Annotated in this window: 20 protein-coding genes; all 20 read left to right on the top strand. The window is 30.4% G+C overall.

The genetic code is table 11. The annotated features are described in order from the left end of the window. The first annotated feature begins 29 nt into the window (after positions 1-29). Positions 30-629, top strand: a complete 600-nt coding sequence (locus tag BHW04_RS12040; RefSeq protein ID WP_022211321.1) for a hypothetical protein — start codon at positions 30-32, stop codon at positions 627-629. Positions 630-636: 7 nt separating this feature from the next. After that, positions 637-1686, top strand: a complete 1050-nt coding sequence (locus BHW04_RS12035) for an L-threonylcarbamoyladenylate synthase (RefSeq protein ID WP_302699828.1) — start codon at positions 637-639, stop codon at positions 1684-1686. Between the two features lie 80 nt (positions 1687-1766). Beyond that, complete coding sequence (gene rpiB / locus BHW04_RS12030) at positions 1767-2216, top strand: ribose 5-phosphate isomerase B (protein WP_022167326.1); 450 nt, start codon at positions 1767-1769, stop codon at positions 2214-2216. A 36-nt stretch (positions 2217-2252) separates the two neighbouring features. Next, on the top strand, positions 2253-2882 hold the full coding sequence (gene upp, locus BHW04_RS12025) for a uracil phosphoribosyltransferase (protein WP_022211318.1): 630 nt from the start codon (positions 2253-2255) through the stop codon (positions 2880-2882). A gap of 170 nt (positions 2883-3052) precedes the next feature. Next, on the top strand, positions 3053-3547 hold the full coding sequence (locus tag BHW04_RS12020; RefSeq protein WP_022211317.1) for a deoxycytidylate deaminase: 495 nt from the start codon (positions 3053-3055) through the stop codon (positions 3545-3547). Between the two features lie 300 nt (positions 3548-3847). Next, entirely contained in the window at positions 3848-5029 is a 1182-nt protein-coding gene (locus BHW04_RS12015) for an acetyl-CoA C-acetyltransferase (protein ID WP_302699825.1), read from the top strand. Between the two features lie 519 nt (positions 5030-5548). Next, the gene (locus tag BHW04_RS12010) at positions 5549-5911 is read left to right on the top strand and encodes an ATP synthase subunit I (protein ID WP_022167330.1); all 363 of its coding nucleotides are present in this window, start codon (positions 5549-5551) and stop codon (positions 5909-5911) included. Then, positions 5912-6595 carry a F0F1 ATP synthase subunit A gene (locus tag BHW04_RS12005; RefSeq protein WP_022167331.1) on the top strand — a complete coding sequence of 228 codons (684 nt, stop codon included), beginning with the start codon at positions 5912-5914 and terminating at the stop codon, positions 6593-6595. It begins immediately after the preceding gene. Between the two features lie 20 nt (positions 6596-6615). Beyond that, positions 6616-6843: an ATP synthase F0 subunit C gene (atpE, locus tag BHW04_RS12000; RefSeq protein WP_022167332.1), complete on the top strand. Its 228-nt coding sequence runs from the start codon at positions 6616-6618 to the stop codon at positions 6841-6843. A gap of 57 nt (positions 6844-6900) precedes the next feature. Then, positions 6901-7380 (top strand): F0F1 ATP synthase subunit B, encoded by a 480-nt coding sequence (locus BHW04_RS11995; protein WP_022167333.1) that lies wholly within the window; start codon positions 6901-6903, stop codon positions 7378-7380. Positions 7381-7382: 2 nt separating this feature from the next. Then, entirely contained in the window at positions 7383-7922 is a 540-nt protein-coding gene (locus BHW04_RS11990) for a F0F1 ATP synthase subunit delta (RefSeq protein WP_022167334.1), read from the top strand. A gap of 10 nt (positions 7923-7932) precedes the next feature. After that, a complete protein-coding gene (atpA, locus tag BHW04_RS11985) occupies positions 7933-9447 on the top strand; it encodes a F0F1 ATP synthase subunit alpha (RefSeq protein ID WP_022211315.1) in 1515 nt (504 codons plus the stop codon). Positions 9448-9484: 37 nt separating this feature from the next. Further along, a complete protein-coding gene (gene atpG / locus BHW04_RS11980) occupies positions 9485-10333 on the top strand; it encodes an ATP synthase F1 subunit gamma (RefSeq protein ID WP_186835130.1) in 849 nt (282 codons plus the stop codon). Between the two features lie 15 nt (positions 10334-10348). After that, entirely contained in the window at positions 10349-11743 is a 1395-nt protein-coding gene (gene atpD / locus BHW04_RS11975; RefSeq protein WP_022211313.1) for a F0F1 ATP synthase subunit beta, read from the top strand. Between the two features lie 11 nt (positions 11744-11754). Next, positions 11755-12156: an ATP synthase F1 subunit epsilon gene (gene atpC, locus BHW04_RS11970; protein WP_302699821.1), complete on the top strand. Its 402-nt coding sequence runs from the start codon at positions 11755-11757 to the stop codon at positions 12154-12156. 171 nt (positions 12157-12327) lie between these two features. Next, positions 12328-12969 carry a hypothetical protein gene (locus tag BHW04_RS11965; protein WP_302699819.1) on the top strand — a complete coding sequence of 214 codons (642 nt, stop codon included), beginning with the start codon at positions 12328-12330 and terminating at the stop codon, positions 12967-12969. 20 nt (positions 12970-12989) lie between these two features. Further along, positions 12990-14255, top strand: coding sequence for a UDP-N-acetylglucosamine 1-carboxyvinyltransferase (murA, locus tag BHW04_RS11960; RefSeq protein ID WP_022211310.1), 1266 nt, complete (start codon positions 12990-12992; stop codon positions 14253-14255). Positions 14256-14454: 199 nt separating this feature from the next. Continuing rightward, complete coding sequence (spoIID, locus tag BHW04_RS11955) at positions 14455-15504, top strand: stage II sporulation protein D (protein WP_302699817.1); 1050 nt, start codon at positions 14455-14457, stop codon at positions 15502-15504. Positions 15505-15643: 139 nt separating this feature from the next. Beyond that, positions 15644-16450 carry a M23 family metallopeptidase gene (locus BHW04_RS11950; RefSeq protein ID WP_022211308.1) on the top strand — a complete coding sequence of 269 codons (807 nt, stop codon included), beginning with the start codon at positions 15644-15646 and terminating at the stop codon, positions 16448-16450. An 82-nt stretch (positions 16451-16532) separates the two neighbouring features. Next, complete coding sequence (gene spoIIID / locus BHW04_RS11945; RefSeq protein ID WP_022167343.1) at positions 16533-16784, top strand: sporulation transcriptional regulator SpoIIID; 252 nt, start codon at positions 16533-16535, stop codon at positions 16782-16784. Positions 16785-16873 lie beyond the last annotated feature (89 nt).

Raw genomic sequence — 16873 nt, 5'->3', positions numbered from 1 at the left:
TAAGGCTTTTTCAATAAGTAAAAAGTAGTATGGAAATAAATAGAGCATTAAAAAGAATAAGAAAAAAAGAAAATATATTTTTTATTATAATGGGTATCTTGTCTGTGTTAATACCAACTTTGGCTTATTTAGCAAACTTAAAAAATACATTTGTTTATGTATATATAGCAATTATTGAATTTTTAATTTTAATAGCAATACTGGCAAGGATAAATATATGTACTTTGAAATTTAAATATTATAATAGCAGGTTTAAAATAAGGCAGGGATTATTTTTAAGAGAAAGCATAATACTATGTGATAATGTGGCTATTGTGCATACCAATAAAGATAGAGAAGAACTTGAGATAATAATTGTAACATCAAGTAAGTTTAGAAATAAGAAGGCTAGACCTATAGTAAAGGGATTTTTAAAAAGATATCCTGAAGTTGAGCGTGAATATAATAGATTAAAAAAAATCAATGAAGAACAAACTTATTATTTTCAGATAATAAGAAATGGAAGTTTAAGAAAATATATTTTTTTAGAAAATATATATACTACCTGTGTTAAATCAGCATATACTCCAGCCGCCATAGAAAGTATAAAGATAGCTAGAGGGCAAATTAATTTTAATGAAAGAGGGTAAAAGGCTAATGAAAACAAAAGTAGCCATAATAAGAAATTTAAATGAAGATAAAGATTTTATTAATGAAGCAGGAAACATAATAAAATTAGGTGGAACAGTAGCTTTTCCAACAGAAACAGTTTATGGGCTAGGAGCTGACGCATTAAATGGAGAAGCTGTAAAGAAAATATTTTTAGCTAAGGGTAGACCACAGGATAATCCTCTTATTATCCATGTATGCTCTAAAAGTATTGAAAAGTTTGTTAAGGATATACCTAAAGTGGCAGAAAAGCTAATGGATAAGTTCTGGCCAGGTCCAATGACTATAATATTAAATAAGAAAGATATAGTACCAGATGAGACAAGTGCAGGGCTTTCTACTATAGGGGTAAGAATGCCAAATTCAGAAATAGCACTAAAGCTTATAGAAGCAGCAGGAGTACCTATAGCAGCACCATCAGCTAATATATCTGGTAGACCTAGTCCTACAGATATGGAAAGATGTGTAGAAGACTTAGATGGAAAGATTGATTATATTTTAGGTGGAGAAAGAAGTAATATTGGGGTAGAATCTACCATAGTTGATTGCACAGTAAACCCTCCAATGGTACTTAGACCAGGTGGAATTACTTTAGAAATGCTGAGAACTGTAGATGAAAATATAGTTATAGATGAAGCATTAAAGGAAAAACCATCAGAAGATTTAAAGCCAAAGGCACCAGGGATGAAGTACAGGCATTATGCACCAAAAGCAAAATTGAAAATTATTAGTGGAAAAAATGAAAAAACTGTTGAAAAAATGTGCAAAATGTTAGAAAATTATATTAAAAATAATAGTAAAGTAGCAATTATTACTACAGATGAAAATATAGATAGATTTAAAAATTGCGAAGTTTTATCATTAGGAAGAAAATATGATTTAAATGAAATAGCAAAAAATCTTTTTGAAACTTTAAGAAAATGTGATGATTTAGGTGTAGAATATATTTTATGTCAAGGGTTTGAAGAAGATGGAGTTGGGCTTGCAATTATGAATAGGCTTAATAAAGCTGCAGGTTATGACATTATTAAAGTATAATAAGGGGAGGGTGGGTTACCATTCTCCTTTTTTTATAAAAATTTAACTTGAGAGTATATCTATTAAAGGAGGAGCAGAGTATGAAGATAGCTTTAGGCTGTGACCATGGCGGTTTGAATTTAAAAAATGAAATTTTAAATTATTTAAAAGAAGAAGGTATGGAAGTTAAAGATTTTGGAACTTATACAGAAGAAGCTTGTGATTATGCAGATATTTCATTACCAGTTGCTGAAGCAGTAGCTGCTAAGGAATTTGATTTCGGTATATTAATATGTGGTACAGGAATTGGTATAGGAATAGCAGCAAACAAAGTTCCAGGAATAAGAGCAGCCTTATGTTCAGATACTTTTAGTGCACATGCTACTAGAGAACATAATGATGCCAATATATTAACAATGGGAGAAAGAGTAGTAGGGAAAGGCCTTGCTATAGATATAGTAAAAACGTTCCTAAGTGCAGAATTCCAAGGTGGAAGACATGCTACAAGAATTGCTAAAATAACAGACATAGAAAAAAAATATAGTAAATAATAATTATTAAGATTATTTTTTATTTGGAGGTAACATATGAGTAAAGTAACACAAATTAATCATCCTTTAATATTACACAAATTAGCATTTATTAGAAGTAAAAATACAGGTTCTAAGTATTTTAGAGAATTAGTAGAAGAAGTATCTATGTTAATGGCTTACGAAGCAACTAGAGATTTAAGTACAGAGGAAGTTGAAATTGAAACACCTATTTGTACAACAAAATGTCAGATGTTATCAGGTAAGAAATTAGCTGTAGTACCTATATTAAGAGCTGGTCTTGGAATGGTTGATGGTATATTAAACCTAGTGCCAGCAGCAAAAGTAGGTCACATAGGATTATATAGAGATGAAGAAACTCTTCAACCAGTAGAATATTTCTGTAAGCTTCCACAAGATATAGCAGAAAGAGATATTTTTGTAGTTGACCCAATGTTAGCTACAGGGGGGTCAGCAGCAGATGCCATAACTTTATTAAAGAAAAGGGGAGCAAAGAAAATTAGATTAATGTGCTTAATATCTTCTCCAAATGGAATTGAATTAGTGCAAGAGCAACACCCAGATGTAGATATCTATGTTGCTGCTATAGATGAAAAATTAAATGAAAAAGGATATATTGTACCAGGTCTTGGAGATGCTGGAGACAGACTATTTGGAACTAAATAATATAAAAAGCGAAGCTTAGGCTTCGTTTTTTTATATACAAGCATATAAAGATTTAACATTGTTACTTAAGTTGTAAAGAAAAAGAGTAAATAAAATTATTATGATTAATAATTAGTATAGAAAAAAATAATGTGCAGTAGTATAATTTAAAAAACAAAGGAGGATATAAGATGAAAAGACAAGAATATCTATCGTGGGATGACTATTTCATGGCTGTTGCACTTTTATCAGGAAAAAGAAGTAAAGATCCAAGTACTCAAGTTGGTGCATGCATAGTAAATGAAAATAATATAATAGAAAGTATAGGATATAATGGATTTCCTAAGGGATGTTCTGATGATGAGTTTCCTTGGGAAAGAGAAGGCGATACGTTAAATACAAAATATGCATATGTAGTTCATGGTGAATTAAATGCAATATTAAACTGTAAAGGCAAAGATTTAACTGGATGTAGAATATATGTAGGATTATTCCCCTGTAATGAATGTGCAAAGGCAATAATACAATCAGGGATAAAGGAAGTAGTATATTTAAGTGATAAATATGCTGAAACAGATATAGTAAAGGCATCAAAAAGAATGTTAAATGCTGCAGGAGTTAAATTAACTCAATTAGAACCAGAACATTTTAAAATTGAATTATCATTAGATAAATCATTAATATAATTATATTTATGAATAATAGTATTATTTGAATTTGTAAAATAAATAGATTAAATTGATAGTTAAAATTTAGTCTATGTTATTTCAAAGGTTAAGTAGTACTATTTTTTTATATGTAGAAAAAGATGAAAGAATATCCTTCGAAATATAGAATTTTTAAAAAGCAACTATAAATATTATAAAATGCAAAAAGGTTAAAATATTTTTAAAATTGGTTGAATATGGAAAAAGAGAGATGTATAATTAAATTGTTAATTGTTTAACATTTATTACATTAAATTGTAAATTTTGGAGGGTAATTTTATGAGAGAAGTTGTAATAGCAAGTGCTGTAAGGACAGCTATAGGAACTTTTGGAGGATCACTAAAAGATATTCCAGCTGTAGACTTAGGAGCACTAGTAATTAAAGAAGCAGTAAATAGAGCTGGTATAAAGCCAGAGTTAGTTAATGAAGTTGTAATGGGGAATGTTATACAAGCAGGTTTAGGACAAAATGTTGCAAGACAATCTGCTGTAAAGGCTGGTCTTCCAATAGAAATTCCAGCAATGACTATAAATATGGTATGCGGATCAGGGCTTAGAAGTGTTGCTCTAGCAGCTCAAATGATTAAAGCTGGTGACTGTGATGTAGTAGTAGCAGGTGGTATGGAAAATATGTCCAGGGCACCATATGCATTAGAAACTACTAGATGGGGTCAAAGAATGGGAGATGGAAAAATCATTGACACTATGATAAAAGATGCTTTAAGTGATGCATTTAACAATTATCACATGGGTGTAACTGCTGAGAATATAGTAAAGGAATGGGGATTAACTAGAGAAGAATTAGATGAATTCTCACTTAATTCACAATTAAAGGCTGAAAAGGCTATTAAAGAAGGAAAGTTTAAAGATGAAATATTTCCAGTTATGGTCCCACAAAGAAAAGGAGAACCAAAAGTTTTTGATACAGATGAAGGACCAAGATTTGGCTCAACAATAGAAGGATTAGCTAGATTAAAACCATGTTTTATTAAGGATGGAAAGGTTACTGCAGGTAATTCATCAGGGATTAATGATGGGGCAGCTGCATTTGTAGTGATGAGTGCAGAAAAGGCAGAAGAACTTGGTGTTACTCCTTTAGCAACAATAGTATCTTACGGACATAAAGGACTAGATCCTGCAATAATGGGATATGGACCATTCCATGCAACGAAGGCAGTAATGCAAAGTGCAAATTTAACTGTAGAAGATATGGATCTTATTGAAGCAAATGAAGCTTTTGCAGCACAAAGTATTGCTGTTGCAAAAGATTTACACTTTGATATGTCAAAAGTAAATGTAAATGGAGGAGCTGTGGCATTAGGACATCCAGTTGGAGCATCTGGTGCAAGAATATTAGTAACTTTATTACACGAAATGCAAAGAAGAGATGCTAAGAAGGGATTAGCAACACTTTGTATAGGTGGTGGAATGGGAACTGCCATGATAGTTGAAAGAAGATAACACTCATAATTAATTATGTTTAGTAAAAAAATGAGAAGTATTCATAAGTGAATGCTTCTTGTTTTTTTGCTGAAACCAAGAAAAATAGAAGTATATAAGAAATATGTTGTGAGCAAAAGAAATTTTTATATAAATAAATTGTGAAATAAAATGAATAATTTCAATTTAAATTATTCATTTTATTTCTGCAATATAATATAAAATACCTTATAGAAATCCTTAAATAGCAGTAAATGATAAAAAAATACTTAAAAAATTAATAAAATACAAATATGAAAATGATATCATAATTAATATATTAAAATTAAAAGAGAGAAAATTCTGACAATTGCATAGGTGGGAATTTTCTTTCAAGTTTTATATAAAAAACGCTGAAAAATGTAGCTTGAGTAAGAAAAAAGAACTAAATTACTGATTTTTTTTATGTAAAATGAATAAATCATAAGAAATTGAAAAATATGAGGTTTTAATTAATTATTTAACGGGAATATAATACAAGAGTTACTGGAGGAGATTTATATGACTATAGAAATGAAGGCTCTTTTAAAGCTTGTTATAAAAGAGGACATATTATTTGGGTCAATTATTGCATTAATTATTTTCTTTATAAATCCTAAAGGTGCACTTATATTTTTATTAGGAATAATAATAGCTATGCTAAACTTTGTGATTAGAGGTATTATTCTTGACAAAAGTCTAAATGCAGGAAAAGGAAATGTATTTTCCGTAGTAAGTACATTTATTAGAATTTCAACAGTAATAATAATTGCATTAATTTTTGCAAATAATAAATATCATCTTCTTTTATATTTAGCAGGGTTTATAACACATTTTCCAATTATAATTTTTGGTTGGATTAAGAGCCAGAAAGGAAGTGATTAAATGGATGTTAGCGAAGCCATTTATACCTTTTACATCGGAGGTCTTGCTTTAGATATAAAACCAGAAGCAATAATTCAGTTAATAGTAATATTATTAGTTGGAGTATTAGCTTGGTGGTCAACAAAAGATTTAAAACGAAGACCAGAAGGTAAAAAACAAATTGTTGTAGAATATATTTACACATCATTAATGAATTTGGTAGATGCTAATATGGGAGAAAAATATAGGGATGTAATTCCTTTTATAGGAACTATAGCAGCATTTATCTTACCTATGAACCTTTTAGGACTTATAGGTATAGCTCCAACAACAAAGAATTATAGTGTAGCTCTTACTTTAGGATTAATTTCATTCTTTGCAATACAAGGATATGCAATTAAGAAAGTAGGACTAGGACATTATTTTTTAGGTTACGGAGAGCCAATGTTATTCATGTTGCCACTTAATATAATTGAGAGAATAATGCTTCCAGTTTCATTGTCTTTAAGATTATTTGGTAACATACTAGCAGCGTCATTTATCGTTGAGCTAGTGTATGAATCACTTGAAAAAGTTGCATGGATAGCTCAGATAGGGCTTCCAGTACCATTACATGCATATTTTGATGTATTTGATGGAACAATTCAAATGGTTATCTTTGTTATGTTAACAATGATAAATATGAAAGTCGTAGCAGAACATTAATTTTTAGGAGGTATTTAGTAATGAGCGATTTAGGAGTAAAAGCAATAGCAGCAGCAATAGCGGTATTAGTAGGTATAGGAGCAGGTATCGGAATAGGTATAGCAACAGGGAAAGCAGTTGAAGGTATAGCAAGACAGCCTGAAGCAAGTGGTAAAATTACAACAACTTTACTTATAGGTGCTGGGTTTGCAGAAGCAACAGCTATTTATGGATTATTAATTTCAATCTTATTAATTTTCGTATTCTAATAAAAACATAATTAGGTATTTAATAAATACTCCCAAAAAAGGAGGCGAATTTTTGTTATGGAAATAAACCTAGGGCTTATATTAGCAAGTTTGATTAACTTCTTTATTCTATTTGCAATACTTAAGCATTTCTTCTTTGGAAAAGTAAAGGCAATTATTGACGAAAGAGAAGAATACATAAATGAGCAGATGGATGATGCAGAAGAAGCTACTAACAAGGCTAGACTTCTTGCTATTGAAAATGAAAGAATATTAAAGCAAGCTAGAGAAGAAGGTAAAAAGATAACAGAAGAAAAGAAAAGAAAAGCAGAAGAGATTTATGATGAAATTGTGTTAGAAGCTAAAAATGAGGCTAATACAATCATCGAAAGAGCTAAAGTTGAAATCAATAGAGAAAGAGAAAAGGTTGAATATCAATTAAAGAAAGAAGCTATTGATTTAGCTTTAGAGTTATCTACTAAGGTTATTGAAAAAAATATTGATAAAGAAAAAAATAAAGAGCTTATTGATGAGTTTATTACTGAGGTAGGAAATTAAATATGTTTGAGTATTTAGACCGAAGATATGCCCTTGCCCTTTATGAAGTTGCAGAAGAAAAGGGAAAGGTGCAAGAGTATTTAAATGATTTAAGAGAAATTTGTGACCTTATAGATAATAATAAAGATTTTTACGAGGTAGTTAAGCATCCTCAAATAAGTACAAAGCAAAAAAAGAAAACTTTTATAAATATTTTTAAAGGTAATATTGATGAAGAGCTTTTATCATTTTTATTAATATTAATAGAAAAGGATAGAATACTATTCTTAAGAGAAAAGCTTAATGAAATGGAAAAAATCGACCTTGAAAGAAAGAATACTTATAGAGGAATAGTAAAGACTACAGAACCTTTAAGTGAAGAGCAGTATAATAATTTAATTACAAAGCTTGAAAAGAAATATAATAAGAAAATTATTTTACAACAAGTTATTGATTCAAGCATTCTAGGTGGAATATATGTAAGAGTTAATAATGAAGTAATGGATGGCACTGTAAAATTAAGATTAGAAGAATTAAAGAAATTAATGGTTAGTGCAGAATAGAGGTGATGGTATGAATATTAAACCAGAAGAAATTACATCAATTATAAAAAAAGAAATTCAAAGATATGGTGCACAGATTCAAACCATAGACTCTGGTACAATAATTCAGATCGGTGATGGTATAGCAAGAGTATACGGTTTGGATGATTGTATGCAAGGTGAACTTTTAGAGTTCCCTAATGGCGTATTTGGTATGGCATTAAATCTTGAACAAGATAATGTAGGATGTGTACTTCTTGGATCAGAAGAAGGAATAAAAGAAGGGGATATAGTAAAAAGAACTAATAAAATAGTTGAAGTCCCTGTTGGTGAAGGAATGCTTGGAAGAGTAGTTAATTCATTAGGTGAAGAAATAGATGGTAAAGGACCAATAATAACTAATGAAACTAGACCAATAGAAGTTCCAGCACCAAGTATAATCGATAGACAATCTGTTAAAGAACCATTACAAACAGGTATTAAGGCTATTGATTCAATGATTCCAATTGGAAAAGGTCAAAGAGAGTTAATAATAGGTGATAGACAGACTGGTAAGACAGCAATTGCTATCGATACTATATTAAATCAAAAGGGAAAAGATGTTATTTGCATATATGTTGCTATAGGGCAAAAACAATCAACAGTTGCTCATATTGTTAACACATTAGAAACTATGGGAGCTTTAGATTATTCAATAGTAGTAGCAGCCACTGCTTCTGAAAGTGCGCCACTACAATATTTAGCACCATATGCTGGATGTAGTATTGGAGAATACTTTATGCATCAAGGGAAAGATGTTCTTATAATATATGATGATTTATCTAAGCATGCAGTAGCATATAGAACAATGTCACTATTACTTAGAAGACCACCAGGAAGAGAAGCATATCCAGGAGATGTTTTCTATATTCATTCAAGATTATTAGAAAGAGCTGCAAGGCTTTCAGATGAATTAGGTGGAGGTTCATTAACTGCACTTCCAATAATAGAAACATTAGCTGGAGATGTTACAGCATATATTCCAACAAATGTTATTTCTATAACTGATGGACAGATATTCCTTGAAACTGGATTATTCTTAGCAGGTCAAAGACCAGCTGTTAATGCAGGTATTTCAGTATCAAGAGTTGGTGGTAATGCTCAAATAAAAGCAATGAAACAAGTTTCAGGTACTTTAAGATTAGAGCTTGCACAGTTTAGAGAATTAGAAGCTTTTACTCAATTTGGATCAGATTTAGATTCTGACTCAAAGAGAAGACTTGAAAAAGGTAAGAGAATTGTAGAAGTATTAAAACAAGATCAATACAATCCAATGGATGTAGAAAAAGAAATACTTATTCTTTATGCAGTAGTTAATGATTTCTTATCTGATATAGATGTTTCAGATATAAGAAAGTTTGAAGCTGAATTCTTAGAATATGCTGATACTCATTATAGAGATTTATTAAAAGAAATAGTAGAAGTGGGAGCATTGACTGATGAAATAAAAGTCAAAATTGAAAACTCTATTTTAGAATTTAAAAAAATATTTTTACAAAATGCATAGCTTTAAATAGCTATGCAATTCTTTAGGAGGTAGAACTGTGGGAGCAGCGGGACTTATAGAAATAAAAAGAAGATTAAAGTCTGTTGAAAGTACTAGAAAAATTACCAAAGCTATGGGACTTGTTGCCACTTCTAAACTAAGAAAAGTAAGAAATGAGCTTGCAAATAATGAAAAATACAACGAGCTATGCAAAGATATAGTTGATGTTGTAGTTTCAAATCTTCCAGAAGGATATGAATCAATATATTGCACAGAAAGAAAAGGCGATAAATTGTATATTGTATTAACTTCAGATACAGGGCTATGTGGAGGATATAATAATAATGTTATAGCATATCTTAAGGAAGTTTTAGATAATGAAAGTGGAACTGAAAAAATAGTACTAGTTGGAAGTAAAGGTTTATCATATATGAGCAAATATAGCTTGAATACTTTTAATGAATATGTATCTATTCCAGATATTCCAACTATATCAGAGATTAATAAAATATATAATGAAGCAATATATCTATATAAGCAAGGTGAGGTATCTGAGGTTAATATAGTATATACAAAATTTATATCGCCAATGAAACAAGAACCTATATTAATTAAGATGTTGCCTTTTGAAGTTAATAGTAGTAAAAAGGAAGACTACTTAATCGAACCAGATTTTGAAGAGGTTTTAAATAATTCAATTGATACTTATTTAAAGAGTCAATTACAAAATTGTATGCTTCATGCTAAAGCCAGTGAACAAAGTTCTAGAATGACAGCTATGGATGGAGCTACAGAAAATGCTAGTGATATAATCAATAATTTAAATATAAAATATAACAGAATAAGGCAATCAGTTATTACACAAGAAATTAGTGAAATAGTTGGTGGGGCTGAAGCTCAAAAGTAACAGGGAGGTAGACAAATGGCTGAAGAAAAAATAGGAAAAGTTGTTCAGGTTATAGGACCTGTAGTAGATATAAAATTTGATTCAGATTCATTGCCTAATATATATAATGAAATAAAAATAGATATGGGTGATCATGTTTTAGCTGTTGAAGTTGAACAGCATATGGGAGATGACATAGTTAGAACTATAGCCATGGAATCTACAGATGGATTAAAGAGAGGGGTTAAAGCTGTTGATACAGGTAAACCAATTTCTGTACCAGTAGGGAAAAATGTATTAGGAAGATTATTTAATGTATTAGGAAATCCAATTGATAATTGCGGTCCAGTAGAAAGTCAAGAGTATTATCCAATACATAGACCAGCTCCAAGTTTTAAGGAACAATCTTTAGAGCCAGAAATGTTCGAAACAGGTATCAAAGTTATAGATTTAATTGCTCCATATCAAAAAGGTGGAAAAATAGGGCTGTTTGGAGGAGCTGGTGTTGGTAAGACAGTATTAATCCAAGAGCTTATTAACAATATAGCCAAAGAACATGGTGGATTATCTGTATTCACTGGTGTTGGAGAAAGATCTAGAGAAGGTAATGATTTATATCATGAAATGATGGATTCAGGAGTTATCAATAAGACTGCTCTTGTATTTGGGCAAATGAATGAATCTCCAGGGGCTAGAATGAGAGTTTCTTTAACAGGACTTACAATGGCAGAATATTTTAGAGATCAAGGTCAAGACGTATTATTATTTATAGATAACATATTTAGATTTACACAAGCAGGTTCAGAAGTTTCTGCGCTTCTTGGAAGAATTCCATCAGCTGTTGGTTATCAACCAACATTAGCAACTGAAATGGGAGCACTTGAAGAAAGAATTACTTCAACTAAGGATGGATCAATTACATCTGTTCAAGCAGTATATGTACCGGCAGATGACTTAACAGACCCAGCTCCAGCTACAACATTTACTCACTTAGATGCTACTACAGTATTATCAAGATCTATATCTGAACTTGGTATATATCCAGCAGTTGATCCTCTTGAATCTTCTTCAAGAATATTAGATCCAAGAATTGTTGGAAAAGAGCATTATGAAGTAGCTATACAAGTAAAACATATCTTAGAAAGATATAAGGAACTTCAAGATATAATTGCTATATTAGGTATTGATGAATTATCTGATGAAGATAAGGCAATTGTTAATAGAGCAAGAAAAGTTCAAAGATTTTTATCACAACCATTTACAGTTGGTGAACAATTTACAGGTATGCCTGGTAAATATGTGTCTATAAAAGAAACTATAAGAGGATTTAAAGAAATATTAGAAGGAAAGCACGACGACTTACCTGAATCAGCATTCTTATTTGCAGGAACCATCGAAGATGTTATACAAAAAGCTAATAAGATGAAGTAGGAGATATAACTATGAGTAATACAATTAAATTAAATATTATAGCTCCAGGAAGAAGTCTAATTACTGAGGAAATTATTTCTTTAATTACAGAAAATTCATCAGGGCAAATAGAATTTATGAGAGGGCATGCACCTATTATAAGTAGTACTATACCTACCATTAGTAGAATTAAAACTGCTGATGGTGCAGAAAAGAAAATATTTACTGCTACAGGGATAGTAAGAGTTAAAGATAATATAATTGATTTTTGTGTTGATTCAATGAATTATAAAGAAGAAATAGATTTAAGACGAGCTGAAGAATCGAAAGAAAGAGCGGAAAAACGACTTAAACAAAAAGAAAATATTGATATCTTGAGAGCTGAAAAATCTTTAGCAAGAGCTATTGCAAGAATAACATTAGCCCAAGGTTAATAAAAAAGACTACCTAAAATATAAAATAGGTAGTCTTTTTTATTATTAAATCCTTGCTTTTTGTAGAATAGTAACAATTTTAGAGATTTTTTAATATATTATAATATATTAAATTTGTATAAAAAAATAATATATGGACAATAATTTTAGAGGAAGGGTGGGAGATAATATATGAAAAAAATCCTTATTATATTTCTTGGAATCTTTTCTCTATTAATTATTAATGGAAGATATTGTTTAGCAAAACAAGATGTAGATAGTTTTTCTGCCATTGAAAATGCAATGTCGCAAGAGTTTGACATAGTAGAAAATGGGGTAAAGTTTCAGTATTGTACTAATTTATCAGAAAATCAGGAAAACGAAAGAATAGAAAATTGCATAATGAATAAATATGGAGTAGATATAGTAGATAAGGGAAATAATATTAAAGCTGAGATTAAAAATGTTGAGATAGACATAAGTATATACAGTATAGATAATAAAACAAAGGTAGAAATAGTATTGATAAATAAGGATAGTTCTGTGAAAACAGAAAGTTTATTAGATATTGCAAAAGAAATAAGAAGCAATGAGTATATTGGCACAAGAATTTTTCAATTTATAAAATACAGAACAAAATATAGTGCTGAAAGTATTCCTAAAAGTATAATTGAAAATAGTAAACAAGATACCATAAGATCCTTAGAAATTAATAATGGAAGAGTAAGTAACATTGTTATGAATGATGATAAAAGTATTAATGTTGCACAAGTTAATTATAATTCAGGATCATATTTAATTATTGGTACTCCAACAATTTTCATAACATACTAACAATAAATATGGAGGATAATATGGAAAAGATTATAGTTAAAGGTGGGAAGAGGCTTCAAGGGGAAGTTGATATAAGCGTTGCTAAAAATTCAGTTTTACCTATAATAGTAGCAACAATACTAAATCCAACTCCAATAGTAATAAAAAATGTACCAATATTAGAAGATGTAACTGTATTAATAAATTTATTAAGAGAATTGGAATGTGAAGTAAATTTTTCACAGATAACAGGTGATTTAATTATAGATACATCTAATTTGAAAGAAGTGGATGCTAATAGTGAGCTTATAAGAAAAATGAGAGCATCCTTTTTAATTATGGGTCCAATGCTTTCAAGATTTGGCAGGTGTAAAATATCTATGCCAGGTGGATGTAATATAGGAAGTCGTCCAATAGATCTTCATCTAAAGGGATTTAAGTGCTTAGGAATAGATTCAGAGATTGGATATGGCTATGTAGAATCAAAAGTTAAAAAAATAGTAGGAAACAGAGTTTACTTAGATTTTCCGTCTGTAGGAGCTACAGAAAATATAATGATGAGTGCTGTTTTGGCAGAAGGAAAAACAATAATAGAAAATGCAGCAGAGGAACCAGAAATATGGGATTTAGCACGGTTTTTAAATAGCATGGGAGCTAGAATAACTGGTGCTGGATTTGGAAGAATTACAATAGAAGGTGTTAAAAGTTTAAGGAAGCCTGAACCGTTCACTCCTATTTTTGATAGAATTGAAGCAGGTACTTTTATGGTTGCTGCCGCTATAACTAATAGTAAGCTTACTATTAATGGAGTTAATGAACAGCATTTAATGCCTAATATAGAAAAGTTAAAAGAGTGTGGAGTGCATTGTATTGTGGAAGGAAATAGAATGATTGTTGATGGAACTGGTGAGAAAAAGCCTGTAGATATAAAGACAATGCCTTATCCAGGATTTCCTACAGATATGCAACCACAAATGATGGTTTTATTATCTATGACTCCAGGAGTAAGTGTTATTACTGAGACTGTATTTGAAAATAGGTTTATGCACGTTAGTGAATTGGGAAGAATGGGAGCAAATATCAAAATAGATGGTAAAGTTGCTATAGTTGAAGGTGTCAGCCAACTTACTGGATGTAATGTAAAAGCTACAGATTTAAGGGCTGGAGCAGCCATGATTTTGGCTGGACTTGTGGCTAATGGTCAGACGGAAATTGGCGAAGTTTATCATATAGATAGAGGATATACTAATATAGAAGAAAAATTCATTAAGCTTGGTGCTAACATTGAAAGAGTGACAATTCAATAATGGCTTTCTTAAACTAGGATTTATATCAAAATTAACAGTATTTAAGTTTGATATAAATCCTAGTTTATTTTTGCTATAAATTAATAGGTAGTTATAGTACGTCTAGTATTTTCAACTACTTTAAAAAAGTATTATTTTTAATTTTTAATACATATATTTATTTAGAGTAGGAGGAAGAAGGAGGGCAAACAAAACTTTTATGGCAAAACAATTGAAAGGTATATTATTTACTACTTTAGCTATTATAGTATTTATGATTGCTATGCCAATTTTTATTATGAAGCCTAAGGTAAGTGCTAAGATAAGTACCAATGATGTAGAAAAAATAACTGATACAAATGAAGTAGTGGAGGCTAGCACAAAACAAAATAATAATATAATAATGAAAGGTAATGAAACCATTAGGGTATATATAACTGAAACAGGAGAAATTGAAGAAGTTAACTTAGAGGATTATATATGTGGTGTCGTTTCTAATGAGATGCCAGCTAATTTTGAAAAAGAAGCATTAAAAGCACAAGCTGTTACTGCTAGGACATATCTGGCCAGTAAAAAACTTAATAGATGTACCCTTCATGAAGGGATAGATATTTGCGATTCAACCCATTGTCAAGTATACACATCAAAAGAAAAGCGGTTGGAAAAATGGGATGCAGATTATGCAAATGAGTATTGGAATAAAATAAAGGAAGCAGTAGACGAGACAAGTGGACAAGTTTTAAGTTATGAAGGGGAACTTGTATTATATCCACAGTTCTTTTCCACAAGTTCAGGGCAAACTGAAAACTCAGAAGATGTATATTTAGGAGAAATACCATATTTAAGGTCTGTTGCAAGTACAGGAGAGGAATCAGCACCTAAATATACCAGTGATAAGACCTTGAAGATAAGTGATTTTGTCTATTTATTAAATTCAAATTTCACTAATTTAAATGTAACAGTAGAAAATATTAAAAATAATTTTAACATAAAGTCAAGCAGTGCAGCAGGCGGAGTAATAAAGCTAAATATCAATAATGTAGAAATAAGAGGTGTAGATTTTAGAAAAGCTTTGTCATTAAACTCAACTAATTTCACTTACGAATTCAATGGTGATTATATAACCTTTCATTGTAAAGGGTATGGGCACGGAGTAGGTATGAGTCAATGGGGAGCAAATGCAATGGCTAAGAATGGAAGCAATTATGAGGAAATACTTAAGCATTATTATACTGGTGTTGAAATAACAAACTTAGAATTAACAGAATAGTGATAATGTATAAAAGGGTCTTTTGAGATATTTCAAAGGACCCTTTTGTCATATTAAAGGGAAATTTGTTATACGGAAATGTTGTCTAAATTGAATTAATTCAATGAAAACGGTAAGACTACAAAAAGGAGGTGTTGATATGAACAGTAACAACAGTGATAAAGTTAAAAACTTTTTTAGAAAGGAGGGTTTTTACTTTGTTTTATTTATTTGCTTGTGTGTTATAGCAACTGTTGCTGTATTTACCATAAATAGAAATAGTACAGCAAATAAGAATAATAGTGCTGAAAAGAATTTAAGTTTAAATGTTGAGGAGAATACTTCATTAGAACCATCAGAAAGTGCAAATAATGAAAAGATTCAAAATGCAGAGAGAGCTGAAAGCAATTCAAGCAATGTTACTAATAATGAAGTAGCAGAGTCTGTAAATGAAGAAGAGACTTCAACTGTTTCAGAAGCTGATAGTGAAGTTGCAGATATAGCTGAATCAGGAGATGCGGCAGTGATGTCTGGAAGTGAAAATGGAATTGTTTTTTCATTACCCTTAGAAGCAACTGTAAGTAGAACTTTTGGTGAAATGATTGAAGTGAAAAAGACTGATGAAGAACAAATAATAATGACTAGAAGAGGTGTAGATTTACAAGCACCTATTGGAAGTGTTGTTAAGTGTGCTGCAGAAGGTCAAGTTAAAGAAGTGGGAAGCAATAGTGAAGATGGTAATTATATAGTTGTTGCACATGCAAATGGATTAAAAACAAAATATGCTAACTTGGATCCTGAAGTATATGTCTCAGAAGGAGATATGGTAACTGAAGGACAAGAACTTGGAATAATAGGAAATAGTTCTTTAGTATTCACATCTGATATATGCGGTGATGTTTTAAATCTTCAAGTTGAAGATTCTAACGGAAAGTCAGTAGATCCATCAAGTTATTTTAATTTTTAAATGTAAATTTTCATAAATCTTCACTGGCCATTAGTTTGGCTAGTGAAGGTATGATTGTTTTATTAAAAAAGGAGGTAGTAATTTGAAAGATTATATAGAAGAAAGAGTATTAGAAGTAGCTAAGTATATATTAGATTCAAAGGCTACAATTAGAAAGACCGCAAAGGTGTTTGGAGTAAGCAAGAGTACAATTCATAAGGATATGACAGAGAGACTTCCTAAGATTAATCCAGCTATAGCAGAACAGACACATTCTGTATTGGAACTTAATAAATCAGAACGACACATAAGAGGTGGAAAAGCTACCAAAATGAAGTATAAAGCTATTGAATGATAACTTTATTATATATATAATGGTGTATAAAGGTAATTTTTGTTGAAAAATGATTATTTTTAAATTGTTATGTATATAATAGGAGTGAA

This window comes from Clostridium sp. 29_15, assembly GCF_001916075.1.
Taxonomy (GTDB): domain Bacteria; phylum Bacillota; class Clostridia; order Clostridiales; family Clostridiaceae; genus Clostridium; species Clostridium lentum.
The sequence above is the reverse complement of the archived record's forward strand: the minus strand, read 5'-3'. Positions and strand labels throughout refer to the sequence as shown.

Coding starts and splice junctions, on each gene's coding strand:
- BHW04_RS12040 (WP_022211321.1), top strand. CDS start 30: ATGGAAATAAATAGAGCATTAAAAAGAATAAGAAAAAAAGAAAATATA.
- BHW04_RS12035 (WP_302699828.1), top strand. CDS start 637: ATGAAAACAAAAGTAGCCATAATAAGAAATTTAAATGAAGATAAAGAT.
- rpiB (WP_022167326.1), top strand. CDS start 1,767: ATGAAGATAGCTTTAGGCTGTGACCATGGCGGTTTGAATTTAAAAAAT.
- upp (WP_022211318.1), top strand. CDS start 2,253: ATGAGTAAAGTAACACAAATTAATCATCCTTTAATATTACACAAATTA.
- BHW04_RS12020 (WP_022211317.1), top strand. CDS start 3,053: ATGAAAAGACAAGAATATCTATCGTGGGATGACTATTTCATGGCTGTT.
- BHW04_RS12015 (WP_302699825.1), top strand. CDS start 3,848: ATGAGAGAAGTTGTAATAGCAAGTGCTGTAAGGACAGCTATAGGAACT.
- BHW04_RS12010 (WP_022167330.1), top strand. CDS start 5,549: ATGACTATAGAAATGAAGGCTCTTTTAAAGCTTGTTATAAAAGAGGAC.
- BHW04_RS12005 (WP_022167331.1), top strand. CDS start 5,912: ATGGATGTTAGCGAAGCCATTTATACCTTTTACATCGGAGGTCTTGCT.
- atpE (WP_022167332.1), top strand. CDS start 6,616: ATGAGCGATTTAGGAGTAAAAGCAATAGCAGCAGCAATAGCGGTATTA.
- BHW04_RS11995 (WP_022167333.1), top strand. CDS start 6,901: ATGGAAATAAACCTAGGGCTTATATTAGCAAGTTTGATTAACTTCTTT.
- BHW04_RS11990 (WP_022167334.1), top strand. CDS start 7,383: ATGTTTGAGTATTTAGACCGAAGATATGCCCTTGCCCTTTATGAAGTT.
- atpA (WP_022211315.1), top strand. CDS start 7,933: ATGAATATTAAACCAGAAGAAATTACATCAATTATAAAAAAAGAAATT.
- atpD (WP_022211313.1), top strand. CDS start 10,349: ATGGCTGAAGAAAAAATAGGAAAAGTTGTTCAGGTTATAGGACCTGTA.
- atpC (WP_302699821.1), top strand. CDS start 11,755: ATGAGTAATACAATTAAATTAAATATTATAGCTCCAGGAAGAAGTCTA.
- BHW04_RS11965 (WP_302699819.1), top strand. CDS start 12,328: ATGAAAAAAATCCTTATTATATTTCTTGGAATCTTTTCTCTATTAATT.
- murA (WP_022211310.1), top strand. CDS start 12,990: ATGGAAAAGATTATAGTTAAAGGTGGGAAGAGGCTTCAAGGGGAAGTT.
- spoIID (WP_302699817.1), top strand. CDS start 14,455: ATGGCAAAACAATTGAAAGGTATATTATTTACTACTTTAGCTATTATA.
- BHW04_RS11950 (WP_022211308.1), top strand. CDS start 15,644: ATGAACAGTAACAACAGTGATAAAGTTAAAAACTTTTTTAGAAAGGAG.